Raw genomic sequence first — 11,611 nt, 5'->3', positions numbered from 1 at the left:
TCAACCGACGACGTAAGGATCGATCGCTCGTGAGCAAGGCCCCCACCCTCACTCTGAACAACGGCGTCGAGATGCCCCAGCTCGGCTTCGGCGTATGGCAGGTGCCTGACGACGAGGCCGAGAAGGCCGTCGGCACCGCGATCCAGGCCGGGTACCGATCCATCGACACAGCCGCGATCTACGAGAACGAGACCGGCACCGGAAAGGCCATCGCCGCCTCCGGTGTCGCCCGCGACGAGCTGTTCATCACGACAAAGCTCTGGAATTCCGAACAGGGTTTCGACTCCACGCTGCGCGCCTTCGACGCCTCGCTGGCGAAGCTCGGCCTCGACTACGTCGACCTGTACCTGATCCACTGGCCGCTGCCGTCCAAGGACGCGTACGTGGACACGTACAAGGCCTTCGAGAAGATCTACGCGGACGGCCGCGCCAAGGCGATCGGCGTCTCCAACTTCCTCCCCGAGCACCTTGAGCGCCTGATCGGTGAGACCTCGGTCGTCCCGGCCGTCAACCAGATCGAGCTCCACCCGCAGCTTCAGCAGGAGGCGTCGCGCGCCTTCCACACCCAGCACGGCATCGCGACCGAGGCCTGGTCGCCGCTCGGCCAGGGCAAGGGACTCCTGGAGGTCCCCACGGTCGTCGCGGTGGCCCGAAAGCACGGGAAGACCCCGGCTCAGGCGGTGCTGCGCTGGCACCTCCAGACCGGCAATGTCGTGATCCCCAAGTCCGTGACGCCGTCCCGGATCGAGGAGAACCTCGACGTCTTCGGCTTCGAGCTGGACGCCGACGACCTGGCGGCCTTCGCCGCGCTCGACGAGGGCAAGCGCCTCGGCCCGGACCCGGCGACCTTCGACTTCGGCGCCTGACAACCTGACACAGCACGGTGAAGACGGCGTCAACCGGTTCGGTCCGGTTAGGCGCCGTTCGCCATGAGCGGGTGCGTCAGAGGTACGTCAGAGCGAGCGCGACGCGCCCCCGTCGATGCGGATGCTCTCGCCGTTGATGTACGCCGCGTCGCCCGGGACGAGGAAGACGGCCAGCCTGCAGTACGACTGTACGACGCTTATCGTACGGTTGCGCACTAGCCGCTTCCCGGGACTGCTGACCGCCGTCCTCAATGCCCCAACCACCTGAAGGAGTACGGAACATGAGCGGGGACGACGCCCAGCAGCCGCAGCCGCAGCCCATCCAGGAAGGCCCGTACCGGCTGCGCAATGTCGGCAGCGGGCTGCTGCTGGAGGTGTACGGCGGCCACAAGGGCAGCGGCGCGAACGTCCAGCAGGGCAAGGACACCGGCGCACCCGCGCAGCAGTGGGAGGTGTCCGCGGTGCACAGCGGCGGCGGCCTCTACCACCTGGTGAACGCCGCCAGCGGCAAGCGGCTCGACGTTGCCGGGGCCTCCACCGAGAACGGCGCCAACATCCAGCAGTGGAAGGCCAACAACTTCGGCGCCCAGGAGTGGATCGTAGAACAGCACCTGGACGCGCCGGGCACGGTCACGCTGATCAGTTACGTCAGCGGGCTGCTGCTCGAAGTCGCGGACGGCAGCATGGACGACGGCGCGAATGTGCAGCAGTGGGAGGACACCGACTCTCCCGGCCAGTGGTGGCAGTTGGAGCCGGTGTTCAACCCGTAGGCCGTACGGTCCGACCGGCCGCTCAGGCGGGGCGGTGCGCGATGTGCAGCGTGCGCGCCTGCAGCATGAACACGTCGGGGCGCTGAGCCAGGCCGACCGGGTCCCGCGCGTCCAGCAGCCGCTCCAGCGTCGCCACGTCGTCGGCAGCGAGGCGGTCGGCGAAGACCTCCCGCTGCCGCGCGAAGGTCTCGACGACCAGCTCGCGCGCCGCGGCCTGCAGCGGGGCCGGCAGGTCGAGCAGGAAGGAACGGCTGCCGCCCGGGGTCAGCCCGGCGGCGGCCAGCAACGCACTCCAGTCCTCCACCTCGGACTTCGCGCCGGGCAGCGCCTCCCGCATTGCGGCGAACCACTCGCTCCGTACGGCCTCCAGCCGCGCCTCCAGGCCCGGCCTGCCGATCCCGATGTCGCGGGGCAGGTGGCGCGGGGCCAGGCCGCCCTCGAACAGGGCCACCGCCCCGCCGGGGCGCAGCAGCCCGGCGAAGCCGGTGAGGGCCGCGCGCTGGTCGCCGACGTGGTGCAGGGAGTTGGCGGCCCAGACCAGGTCGGCCTCGCCCAAGGAGCCGAGCTCGTCGGGCACTTCGGCGACGAGGGTACGTACCCGCTCCCCCAGGCCGGAGCGCTCCGCCCGCGCCCGGGCGCGCTCAAGGAGCGCCGGCGTACCGTCGACGGCCACGACCTCGGCGTCCGGGAAGGCATCGGCGAGCATGCAGGTGATGAGTCCGGGGCCGCTGCCGATGTCCAGGACGCGGCGTACGCCCTGCGGCGCCCGGACGCGCTCGGCGATCCAGGCCGCGGCCTGCTCGTACACGGGACGGTTCACCTCGGCCTCGTGCTCCAGGTGCGTGCCGAGCGCGTCCCAGTCGAAGTCGGTGGCGTGATGGCTGCCGTGATTGTGGGTGTGGTTATGGCTGTGGCTGTGGCTGGGGCTGTCAGTCATGCCTCCACCTTCAGGCCCGACCGCTCCGACGGCAAACCTTGTTGCCGGTTCGGCAAACCGGCCCCGCTCCTCCGGTACTCCTGCGGGCTGACCCCCCGGACCCGCTTGAATGCCGCGCTCAGCGCGAAGGACCCGCTGTAGCCGACCTGGCGCGCCACCGCCCCCACCGTCGCTTCCGTCTCCCTCAGCAGGTCAGCGGCGAGCGCGAGCCGCCACCCTGTGAGGTACGCCATCGGCGGCTCCCCCACCAGCTCGGTGAAGCGCCGGGCGAGGCCCGCCCGTGAAACGCCGGCCTGCGCGGCAAGCTCGGCGACCGTCCACGGGTGGGCGGGATCGTTCTGCATCAGCCGCAGGGCCCGGCCGACTACCGGATCGCCCATCGCCAGGTACCAGGCGGGAGCCGCCGCCTCGGGGCGCGAGAACCACGACCGCAGCGTCGCGATCAGCAGCAGGTCGAGCAGCCGGTCCAGCATCACGCTCTGCCCCGGTTCGTCCCTGCTGATCTCGTCTTCCATGACCGGCATCAGCGGGCAGTTCCACAGCTCGGCGGGCAGGTGGACGAGCGGCGGCAGCGCGTCGAGGAGACGCCCGCTGACCTCCCCCTCCAGCTGGTACGTGCCGATGAGCATCGCCGAGGCGCCGTCCGGGCTGTCGCCCCATGTCCGTACACCGAGATGCATCGTCTCGGACAGCGGCTCCCCCTGAAGCGTGCCGCACACCCCGCCGGGCCCGATGACAGCTCGCGGCGGGCTCGCCGGGTCGTCGGCGCAGGTGTACGGCTCAGGGCCGCGCGCGATGGCGACGTCACCGGGGCGCAGCAGCACCGGGTCGCCGCTGTCGGGCATCACCCAGGCGTTGCCGCGGCTCATGCACATCAGGGAGAGCGGCGCCCGGTCCTCGATCCGCACCGCCCAGGGCGGGTTCAGCACGGCCCGGAGGAGGAAGGCGCCCCGGGCGCGCGGCCCGTCGAGCAGACCCGCGAGTACGTCCATGTGCTCCAGCGTAGACGCAGGCGTATGGAGTTGAGCCTCTGGAGCATGGCCCGTCCAGGCGTACGCCGCGAACCTTGAGGCATGACAGAACAGGCGAAGCGCGAAACGGTGTTGGTGACGAGCGGCACGGGCAAGACCGGCCGGCGGGTGGTCGAGCGGCTCGGCGCCCTCGGCGTGACCGTCAGGTCGGGGTCGCGCAAGGGCGAGGTGCGGTTCGACTGGGAGGACGAGTCGACGTGGGGTCCGGCCCTGCGGGGCGCGGACGCCGCGTACGTGGCGTACTACCCGGACCTGGCCGCGCCCGGCGCGGTGGCGGCGGTGCGGACGTTCGGGCGGATCGCGCACGAGAACGGAGTGCGGCGGCTGGTGCTGCTGTCGGGGCGCGGCGAGCCCGAAGCGGTCGCCGCCGAGGAGGCGCTGCGCGAATCCGGCGATGCCGGACTGACCGTCGTACGCGGCAGTTTCTTCGCGCAGAACTTCAGCGAGGGCGCCATGGCGGAAGGGGTGATCGCCGGCGAGGTGGCCTTCCCGGCGGGCGAGACGCCCGAGCCGTGGGTGCATGCGGACGATTTGGCGGACGTCGTGGTCGCGGTGCTCACCGAGGACGGGCACGCGGGCCGGGTGCACGAGCTGACCGGCCCCCGCCTGCTGACCTTCACCGAGGCGGCGGCCGAGATCTCGAAGGCGACGGGCCGCGAGGTGCGGTACGTCCCGGTGTCCGGTCCGCAGTACGCCGGGCTGCTTCAGCAGTACGGAATGCCGGCGCCGGAGGCCGGCTGGCTCGCCGGGCTGTTCACGACGCTGCTCGACGGCCACAACGCGTCGGTGACGGACGGCGTCGAGCGTGTTCTGGGCCGCGCCCCCAAGGACTTCACCGACTTCGCCCGGGAAGCGGCGGCGGCCGGCGCGTGGAACGGTCAGGTGGCGCACGTCGCGTAGAGCGCGCCGAGCTCGCGCGCCGTCTCCCGCAGGCGCTCGCGCAGCTCGGCCGGTTCCAGGAGTGGTCGGTGGTCCCAATGGGCAGCACAGCCCGTATCCAGTCACCGGCCGGTTCCGGTCTCCCGGTAGCGGCCACGGCTCCGGCGGCTCCGGTGAGCCGGCCGACCCCACGCGGCGGGAGTCCGTACGACCGCTTGGGTCAACAGCGCACCGGCCGCCTGGAACCGCCCGTCGCCGGGCGGTTCGGCGCGGACGGGCGCGGGGTCTTCCGGTCATGGATTTCACCCGTCGGCCGTCATCTGAGTGATCTTGTGCAGGGCGAGCAGCCGGTAGCGCGGGTCGGGGCGCGGCGCGTCGGGGGCCGGCAGCGCGGCGAGCGCGGCCGCGATGGCCTTGGCCGCCGCGCCGTCGGCGGCTATGCGGGAGGCGTACCGGCCCTTGAGCAGGGCGGCAGCGGTGCGCAGGGGCGAGCGGCCCTGGCCGTGACCGGTGAAGTACGCGTCGGCCACGGGGACCAGGCCGTGCTCGGCGGCGTACGCCTCTATCAGGTCCGTACGGTCGAAGGCCTCGGGCGTACGGTGCGGGGCGAGGACGGCGTCGATGTCGGAGCCCACGTCGTGTGCGTCGTCCTTGTCGACGGTGGTGATGAACACTCCGCCCGGCCGCAGCACCCGCGCCGCCTCGGCCACGACCTCCGCCGCGTCCCGCACCAGGTGCAGCAGCCAGACCGCGCTGACCGCGTCGACGGACGCGTCGCACAGCGGCAGTCGGCGTACGTCGGCGAGGACGACCGCCCCGCCCGCGCCCACTCGCTCCGCCGCCTTCCTCGCCATGCCGTACGACGCGTCCGCGCCCAGCACCCGCAGGCCCGGCCGGGCCAGCCGGGCGGTGACGATGCCGGTGCCGCAGCCGATGTCGAGGAGGGTACGGGCGCGCCCGGGTACGAGGCCGAGCACCGCCTGCGCGGCGGCCTCGGCCCGGGGGACGCCGCCGCGCGTGGCGTCGTACACGGTCGCTTCGGTGTCGTAGTCCAGCATGCGTGGCTCAGCCGGCTCCGTGTCCGGGCGCGATGTCCTCGACCCGGCGCGCGAGCTCGAAGTCGAGGTCGGTGACGGCCCCTCCCGCGCTGTGCGTGTTCACGGTCAGCGCCACACTGTTGTAGCCGAGCGTCAGGTCGGAATGGTGGTCCAGCTCGTCCTGGATCCCGGCCACGTGGACGACCAGCGCGGCGGCCGCGAAGTGCGAGCCGAGCCGGTACGTACGGGCGATCCGGTTGTCCTCCAGCGACCAGCCGGGGAGTTCGCGGAGACGGTCCTCGATCTCCTTCTGCGACAACGGCTCAGTGGCCATGGCGAAGCTCCCTCCAAGTTGCGGTGTTGCTGATCAGCCTGCCACCTTCCGGCGGTGAATCGGCGGTGCATCGGCGGTTTGGCGTAACCGGCGGTCGGTTACCGTCTTGACCCATGACAACTGTCGCAGTCGACAAGGGTGTGGGTGCGCTGCTGCGCGGCTGGCGTGAGCAGCGCCGGCTGAGCCAGCTGGAGCTGGCTTTGCGCGCCGATTCGTCCGCCCGGCACATCAGCTTCATCGAGACCGGCAGGTCGCGCCCGAGCCAGGAGATGGTGCTGCGCCTGGCCGAGCACCTCGACGTACCCGTGCGCGAGCGCAACGCCCTTCTGCTGGCGGCGGGTTACGCTCCCCAGTACACCGAGACTCCGCTCGACGACCCCTCGCTCGCCGCCCTGCGCGAGGGCATCGAGCGGCTGCTGGTGGGCTACGAGCCGTACCCCGCCGTCGTCGTCGACGGTTCGTACACCGTGGTCGCCGCGAACCGCGGGATGACGATGCTGCTCGACGGCCTGCCCGAACATCTCCTCACGCCTCCGCTGAACGCGATGCGGATCACCCTCCACCCGGAGGGACTTGCCTCGCGGATCCGCAATCTGCGGGAGTGGCGCGGGCACCTCATGGAGCAGATGGAGCGCCAGATCGCGCTGGCGAGGTCGCCGGCGCTGCGTGCGGTGTACGACGAGGTGGCGGCCTATCCCGTACCGGAGCCGGACGCGGCAGACGCGCAGCGCCCGGCGGATCCGCCGTACCCCTACTTCGCGCTGCCGCTCCAGGTCGAGCACGACGGCCAGGTGCTGTCGTTCATATCGTCGATCTCGACCTTCAACACCCCGATGGATGTGACGGTCGCCGAGCTGGCCATCGAAACGTTCCTCCCGGCCGACCCGACGACGGTCAAGTACCTCCAGTCCCTGGCCCCCTGAGCCCCAGGGCCGCTCAACCCCGGGCGCGCAGCGCGAGGTGCTGCAGCCCGGCGAAGCCGGCGACGGTCGCGGCCTGCATGGGGATCCAGAACGTCCCGGCCGTCGTCGGCGAGAACCACAGCACGAGGGCGGCGAGACTTGCCACGGCCCACGCCAGGTTCACCTCGATGACGGCCTTGACGGGGAACGCGGCGGGCTCCCGTCGCGAGGCCAGGTACCCGACCCCGGCTCCGAACACCACCAGCAGCACCCCGAGTTCGAGCAGCAGCCCGGACCCGACCCCGAGCAGCCGTCCGACGGGGCCGGAGGCGGCGACGTACACGAGCCCGTTGGTGGTGGTGACCACGGCGTCGAGGGCGAGGAAGCGGCGCAGCATCGTCTGCGGGTCAGTGGTCCTGGAAAGGTTGGCGAGCATGGTCGCGGACATGGCGAATCAGCCTCCGTCGGAGTCGCACGTACGGGAAGGGATCCCGGGGGCCGGGCGGAGTGCGCCGCCCCGGCCCCGGTAACCGCAACGATGCCGCGCCCACGGGAGAGCGTCGATTACCCCGGAGGTAATCCGGGGTAATGGAGGGTGCCGCCCTGCCCCGGATGGCACTGGGCGGAATGCCGTCGGGGAGTGGGCGTGGTGTGCTGGTTCGGGCACAGGCCGTCAGTGGGGCGGCGGGGGTGGAACCGGACCTGTTCATACGGAGGAGACCCCGATGGCGATTTTCATGAAGGCCGAACTGGCGGGCGTGACGACCGAGCAGTACGACAAGCTGAATGCCAGGCTTCAGTCGCTTCCCGGCAACCCCTTCGAGGGGTGCCTGGCGCACGTCGCCGTCCCGACGGACTCCGGGCTGCAGATCTTCGATCTGTGGGAGTCCGAGCAGGCCCTGCAGCGGTTCAACGAGGTCATCATGCCGGTCGCGTCGGAGGTCGGCATCCCGCAGGGCGAAATGCCGAAGACCTCGAAGGTTCACAACTACTGGCTGCCGGGGGCGGGAGCGTAAGGCGGCCGCAGCACTCCCGGCGGCCGCTGCGGAAAATTTCTCGGAAGAATTCCGGGCGAGCTGTCGATCCTGGTGTCTCCCGTTCGACGCAAGGGTGAGAGGCAGGGAAAGCCCCCGCCCTCCCGACCGAGGAGTCACCATGCCGCGCTTCCTCACGCTGATCCGCATCGACGAGAAGAACGCCCCCGCCGAGGGCCCCAGCCCCGAGCTCATGGAGCGCATGAGCGCGCTGTTCGAGGAGATCACCAAGGCCGGGGTCATGCTGGACACAGCCGGGCTCGCTCCCACCTCGGAGGGGACCAGGGTGACCTGGTCGGGCGGCAAGCTCAGCTACACCGACGGGCCGTTCACCGAGAGCAAGGAAGTCATCGGCGGTTACTCCATCGTCCAGGCCAAGGACAAGGCCGAGGCGCTGGAGTGGACGAAGCGGTTCCTGCAGACGCACGAGGACTACTGGACCATCACCGCCGAGGTCCGCGAGATCACCGAGGGCTGATCCGGGTGCGCTTGCCGCGCGCCCGTGCGGCTGTTCTGATGGGTGGCCGTGACGGCAGCAGCAAGTGACGTGCCCCAGACGGTCGAAGCGGTATTCAGAATCGAGTCCGCGCGGATCATCGCAGGTGTCGCCCGCGTCGTACGGGACGTGGGCATCGCCGAGGAACTCGCGCAGGACGCTCTGGTCGCCGCGCTGGAGCAGTGGCCGGAGTCAGGTGTCCCGGACAGACCGGGCGCCTGGCTCATGGCCACGGCCAAGCACCGGGCGATCGATCTCGTACGCCGCAAGGAGACGTACGCTCGCAAGCTGGCGGAGGTCGGCCGGACGCTGGAGGATGAGCCGCCGCCGCCCGAGCCCGGGCCCGTCGACGCCGACGCCGACGCCGACGCCGACGACATCGACGACGATCTGCTGCGGCTGATCTTCACCGCCTGCCATCCCGTGCTGTCGACAGAGGCTCGGGTGGCGCTCACGCTGAGGCTGCTGGGCGGGCTGACGACCCAGGAGATCGCCCGCGCGTTCCTGGCCTCCGAACCTGCGGTCGCCCAGCGGATCGTGCGCGCGAAACGCGCGCTCGCGAAGGCCGGTGTCCCCTTCGAGGTTCCGTACGGCGCCGACCGGGCCGCCCGCCTCTCTTCGGTTCTCGAGGTCATTTACCTTGTCTTCAACGAGGGCTACTCGGCGACGGCCGGCGACGACCTGGTACGCCCCGCCCTGTGCGAGGACGCGCTTCGGCTGGCTCGCGTCCTGGCGGGCCTGATGCCCGAGGAGCCCGAAGTTCACGGCCTGGCCGCACTGCTGGAGTTCCAGGCCTCTCGCATCGCGGCCCGCACCGGACCCGGCGGCGAACCGGTGCTGCTTCCCGACCAGAACCGCTCCCGGTGGAATCGGATGCTCATCCGGCGCGGCATGGAGGCTCTGCAGCGCGCGGGCAGCGGCCCGTACTCCGTCCAGGCCGCGATCGCCGGGTGCCACGCGCAGGCGATCCGCTACGAGGACACGGACTGGACGACGATCGCCGCACTGTACGGGCGGCTGATGGCACTGACCCCGTCCCCGGTGGTGGAGCTGAACCGCGCGGTCGCCGTCTCGATGGCGCAGGGGCCGGCGGCCGGGCTGAGACTGGTGGACGCCCTTGCGGACGAACCGGCGCTGAAGGACTACCACTTGCTGCCGAGCGTGCGCGGAGATCTGCTGGAGCGCCTGGGGCGGGGCGAGGAGGCGCGAGCGGAGTTCGAGAGGGCGGCGTCCCTGACCCGCAACACGCGTGAGCGGGAGCTGCTGCTGAAACGAGCCAAGATCACTTCATATACAACCAGCGGCCAGCAGACCGTGGCCACCCGCGGTGGCGCCCTCACCGTCAACATCGAAGAGCTGCGCAGGCAGTCCGCCGAGCTGAAGAGCAAGGCCAAGCAGCTCGACCGGCTGGGCGAGCGCGAGGCGGCGAACCGCGCCCGTGCGCAGGCCGCGGCGATCGACCGGCGGATCAAGCAGCTGATCGACGCCGAGAACAACATGTAGTCGCCGCCACGCGCACCATCGCCCGTCCCGAATCCGTCGGGGCGGGCGATGCGTGTTGTAAAGGCACCATGAAGCTCGCGGAAGATCGCCGCCAAGGCAGGGTCGCTGGCTTACGATCACCGCTGACGGCTCGGTTCCCCCGCCGACGTCCGCCCCCGCCCCATGGAGGTCAACCGTGTCCAGGACGACCAAGGGCCACCGCGCCCGCTCTATCCGTACCCTCGCCACCGCCGGTGCCGCAGCAGCCGGGCTCTTCCTCGCCGTCGGCTGTTCCTCGGACGACGAAGGGCCTGCCGAGGCAGCCGGCGGCGTACCCGTGGTCGAGAAGGGCAAGCTGACCACCTGCACGCACCTGCCGTATCCGCCCTTCCAGTCCGAGCAGGGCGGCAAGGTCGTCGGCTTCGACGTGGCGCTCATCGACCTGGTGGCCAAGAACCTCAAGGTCGAGCAGAAGATCCTCGACACGCCGTTCGAGAACTTCAAGACCGGCGCGTTCCTCAACTCCGGCGAGTGCGATCTCGCCGCCGCCGGCATGACCATCACCGAGGACCGCAAGAAGAACGTCGACTTCTCCGTCCCGTACTTCGACGCCACCCAGGCGCTGCTCGCGACGAAGAAGAGCGGCGTCACCTCGCTGGACGAGGTCAAGTCCGAGAAGAAGAAGCTCGGCGCGCAGGCGGAGACGACCGGCGAGAGTTACGCGACCAGCAAGGGCTTCGACCCGGTGGCGTTCGAGAGCTCCGACGCCGTACTGAACGGGCTGCGCACCGGTCAGGTCGACGCCGTCGTCATCGACTACCCCGTCGTTCAGGGCTGGCTCAAGGACAAGGCCAACGCCGACCAGTTCGTCCTGGGCCAGAACATCGAGACGGGTGAGCAGTACGGGTTCTCGGTGAAGAAGGGCAACACCAAGCTGAAGGCCGCCATCGACAAGGCCATCACCGATGCCAAGGCCGACGGCACGTACAAGAAGCTCTACGAGAAGTGGATCGGACCGCTGCCCAAGGTCCAGTCGTGACCTCTCGCCTCTCCAGGCGGCAGCGGCGCCGTATCTCACAGGGCATCCAGTACGCCCTTTTCGTGGCGGCCCTGGTCCTGGTCGGTGTGCTGGCCGACTGGGACCGGCTGCAGAACCAGTTCGCGCAGAAGGACCTCGTAGCGGAGCTCTTCCCGGAGATCATCACCACCGCCCTGCGCAACACCGTGGTGTACACGCTCTCCGGCTTCGCGTTCGGGCTCGTACTGGGCCTGATCGTCGCGCTGATGCGGCTGTCGTCCGTGGCCCCCTACCGGTGGCTCGCGAGCATCTACATCGAGTTCTTCCGCGGTCTGCCCGCCCTGCTGATCCTCATCTTCGTGGGCGTCGCGGTGCCGCTGGCGTTCCCGGGGACCGAGATTCCCGGCGGTACGTACGGAAAGGTCGCCCTGGGGCTCGGCCTGGTCGCCGCCGCCTACATGGCGGAGACCATCAGGGCGGGCATCCAGGCCGTACCCAAGGGACAGATGGAGGCGGCGCGTTCGCTGGGCTTCTCGCACGCCCGGGCGATGGTGTCGGTGATCATCCCGCAGGCGTTCCGCATCGTCATCCCGCCGCTGACCAACGAGCTCGTCCTGCTGTTCAAGGACTCCTCGCTGGTGCTGTTCCTCGGCATCACCCTCAATGAGCGGGAACTGACCAAGTTCGGCAGGGACCTTGCCAGCCAGACCGCCAACTCCACCCCGATTCTGGTCGCGGGGCTCTGCTACCTGATCGTGACGGTGCCGCTGAGCTTCGTGGTGCGCCGCCTCGAGGCCCGTGCCGACAAGGCCAAGTGAGGACGAG

The 11,611-nt window shown here is 70.4% G+C and carries 14 protein-coding genes and 1 pseudogene; 9 read left to right on the top strand and 6 right to left on the bottom strand.

The genetic code is table 11. The features are described from left to right. Positions 1 to 29: 29 nt before the first annotated feature. A complete protein-coding gene (locus J7E89_RS14520) occupies positions 30 to 866 on the top strand; it encodes an aldo/keto reductase (protein WP_214973547.1) in 837 nt (278 codons plus the stop codon). Between the two features lie 87 nt (positions 867 to 953). Here the strand turns inward: J7E89_RS14520 and J7E89_RS41800 are convergent, their stop codons facing one another. Continuing rightward, positions 954 to 1,082 carry a hypothetical protein gene (locus J7E89_RS41800; RefSeq protein WP_285439237.1) on the bottom strand — a complete coding sequence of 43 codons (129 nt, stop codon included), beginning with the start codon at positions 1,080 to 1,082 and terminating at the stop codon, positions 954 to 956. 65 nt (positions 1,083 to 1,147) lie between these two features. Here J7E89_RS41800 and J7E89_RS14515 point away from each other — a divergent pair, with 65 nt between their 5' ends. After that, the gene (locus tag J7E89_RS14515; RefSeq protein WP_214973544.1) at positions 1,148 to 1,636 is read left to right on the top strand and encodes an RICIN domain-containing protein; all 489 of its coding nucleotides are present in this window, start codon (positions 1,148 to 1,150) and stop codon (positions 1,634 to 1,636) included. A 22-nt stretch (positions 1,637 to 1,658) separates the two neighbouring features. On the opposite strand, the gene J7E89_RS14510 is transcribed toward J7E89_RS14515, so the two are convergent. Next, a complete protein-coding gene (locus J7E89_RS14510; protein ID WP_214973543.1) occupies positions 1,659 to 2,573 on the bottom strand; it encodes a trans-aconitate 2-methyltransferase in 915 nt (304 codons plus the stop codon). Beyond that, the gene (locus tag J7E89_RS14505; protein ID WP_214973537.1) at positions 2,570 to 3,565 is read right to left on the bottom strand and encodes an AraC family transcriptional regulator; all 996 of its coding nucleotides are present in this window, start codon (positions 3,563 to 3,565) and stop codon (positions 2,570 to 2,572) included. Before J7E89_RS14505 ends, J7E89_RS14510 begins: the two co-directional genes overlap by 4 nt. A gap of 81 nt (positions 3,566 to 3,646) precedes the next feature. Here J7E89_RS14505 and J7E89_RS14500 point away from each other — a divergent pair, with 81 nt between their 5' ends. Then, positions 3,647 to 4,504 carry an NmrA family transcriptional regulator gene (locus tag J7E89_RS14500; protein ID WP_214973535.1) on the top strand — a complete coding sequence of 286 codons (858 nt, stop codon included), beginning with the start codon at positions 3,647 to 3,649 and terminating at the stop codon, positions 4,502 to 4,504. 281 nt (positions 4,505 to 4,785) lie between these two features. Here J7E89_RS14500 and J7E89_RS14495 read toward each other — a convergent pair whose 3' ends face one another. Continuing rightward, positions 4,786 to 5,541 (bottom strand): class I SAM-dependent methyltransferase, encoded by a 756-nt coding sequence (locus J7E89_RS14495; protein ID WP_214973533.1) that lies wholly within the window; start codon positions 5,539 to 5,541, stop codon positions 4,786 to 4,788. A gap of 7 nt (positions 5,542 to 5,548) precedes the next feature. After that, a complete protein-coding gene (locus J7E89_RS14490) occupies positions 5,549 to 5,854 on the bottom strand; it encodes a 4a-hydroxytetrahydrobiopterin dehydratase (RefSeq protein ID WP_214973531.1) in 306 nt (101 codons plus the stop codon). Between the two features lie 113 nt (positions 5,855 to 5,967). Between J7E89_RS14490 and J7E89_RS14485 the strand changes: the two genes are divergently transcribed. After that, positions 5,968 to 6,777: a helix-turn-helix domain-containing protein gene (locus tag J7E89_RS14485; RefSeq protein ID WP_214973528.1), complete on the top strand. Its 810-nt coding sequence runs from the start codon at positions 5,968 to 5,970 to the stop codon at positions 6,775 to 6,777. A 13-nt stretch (positions 6,778 to 6,790) separates the two neighbouring features. Here the strand turns inward: J7E89_RS14485 and J7E89_RS14480 are convergent, their stop codons facing one another. Next, on the bottom strand, positions 6,791 to 7,204 hold the full coding sequence (locus J7E89_RS14480) for a hypothetical protein (protein ID WP_214973526.1): 414 nt from the start codon (positions 7,202 to 7,204) through the stop codon (positions 6,791 to 6,793). Positions 7,205 to 7,481: 277 nt separating this feature from the next. Here J7E89_RS14480 and J7E89_RS14475 point away from each other — a divergent pair, with 277 nt between their 5' ends. The 5 genes and pseudogenes from J7E89_RS14475 to J7E89_RS14455 all read left to right on the top strand — a co-directional run bounded on the left by J7E89_RS14475 (position 7,482) and on the right by J7E89_RS14455 (position 11,604). Then, positions 7,482 to 7,772: a hypothetical protein gene (locus J7E89_RS14475; protein ID WP_214973524.1), complete on the top strand. Its 291-nt coding sequence runs from the start codon at positions 7,482 to 7,484 to the stop codon at positions 7,770 to 7,772. 139 nt (positions 7,773 to 7,911) lie between these two features. Continuing rightward, complete coding sequence (locus J7E89_RS14470) at positions 7,912 to 8,268, top strand: YciI family protein (RefSeq protein ID WP_214973522.1); 357 nt, start codon at positions 7,912 to 7,914, stop codon at positions 8,266 to 8,268. Positions 8,269 to 8,310: 42 nt separating this feature from the next. Next, positions 8,311 to 9,564: pseudogene (locus J7E89_RS14465) on the top strand (RNA polymerase sigma factor); the annotation flags it as partial. A 400-nt stretch (positions 9,565 to 9,964) separates the two neighbouring features. After that, complete coding sequence (locus J7E89_RS14460) at positions 9,965 to 10,807, top strand: ABC transporter substrate-binding protein (protein WP_374196817.1); 843 nt, start codon at positions 9,965 to 9,967, stop codon at positions 10,805 to 10,807. After that, positions 10,804 to 11,604, top strand: coding sequence for an amino acid ABC transporter permease (locus J7E89_RS14455; RefSeq protein ID WP_308315473.1), 801 nt, complete (start codon positions 10,804 to 10,806; stop codon positions 11,602 to 11,604). Before J7E89_RS14460 ends, J7E89_RS14455 begins: the two co-directional genes overlap by 4 nt. Positions 11,605 to 11,611 lie beyond the last annotated feature (7 nt).

The organism is Streptomyces sp. ISL-100, from assembly GCF_018614615.1.
Classification (GTDB): domain Bacteria; phylum Actinomycetota; class Actinomycetes; order Streptomycetales; family Streptomycetaceae; genus Streptomyces.
Note: the sequence above shows the minus strand (reverse complement) of the source record. Positions and strands in the feature narration are given on the sequence as shown.

Coding starts and splice junctions, on each gene's coding strand:
- J7E89_RS14510 (WP_214973543.1), bottom strand. CDS start 2,573: ATGACTGACAGCCCCAGCCACAGCCACAGCCATAACCACACCCACAAT.
- J7E89_RS14475 (WP_214973524.1), top strand. CDS start 7,482: ATGGCGATTTTCATGAAGGCCGAACTGGCGGGCGTGACGACCGAGCAG.
- J7E89_RS14505 (WP_214973537.1), bottom strand. CDS start 3,565: ATGGACGTACTCGCGGGTCTGCTCGACGGGCCGCGCGCCCGGGGCGCC.
- J7E89_RS14485 (WP_214973528.1), top strand. CDS start 5,968: ATGACAACTGTCGCAGTCGACAAGGGTGTGGGTGCGCTGCTGCGCGGC.
- J7E89_RS14470 (WP_214973522.1), top strand. CDS start 7,912: ATGCCGCGCTTCCTCACGCTGATCCGCATCGACGAGAAGAACGCCCCC.
- J7E89_RS14480 (WP_214973526.1), bottom strand. CDS start 7,204: ATGTCCGCGACCATGCTCGCCAACCTTTCCAGGACCACTGACCCGCAG.
- J7E89_RS14500 (WP_214973535.1), top strand. CDS start 3,647: ATGACAGAACAGGCGAAGCGCGAAACGGTGTTGGTGACGAGCGGCACG.
- J7E89_RS14495 (WP_214973533.1), bottom strand. CDS start 5,541: ATGCTGGACTACGACACCGAAGCGACCGTGTACGACGCCACGCGCGGC.
- J7E89_RS14490 (WP_214973531.1), bottom strand. CDS start 5,854: ATGGCCACTGAGCCGTTGTCGCAGAAGGAGATCGAGGACCGTCTCCGC.
- J7E89_RS14515 (WP_214973544.1), top strand. CDS start 1,148: ATGAGCGGGGACGACGCCCAGCAGCCGCAGCCGCAGCCCATCCAGGAA.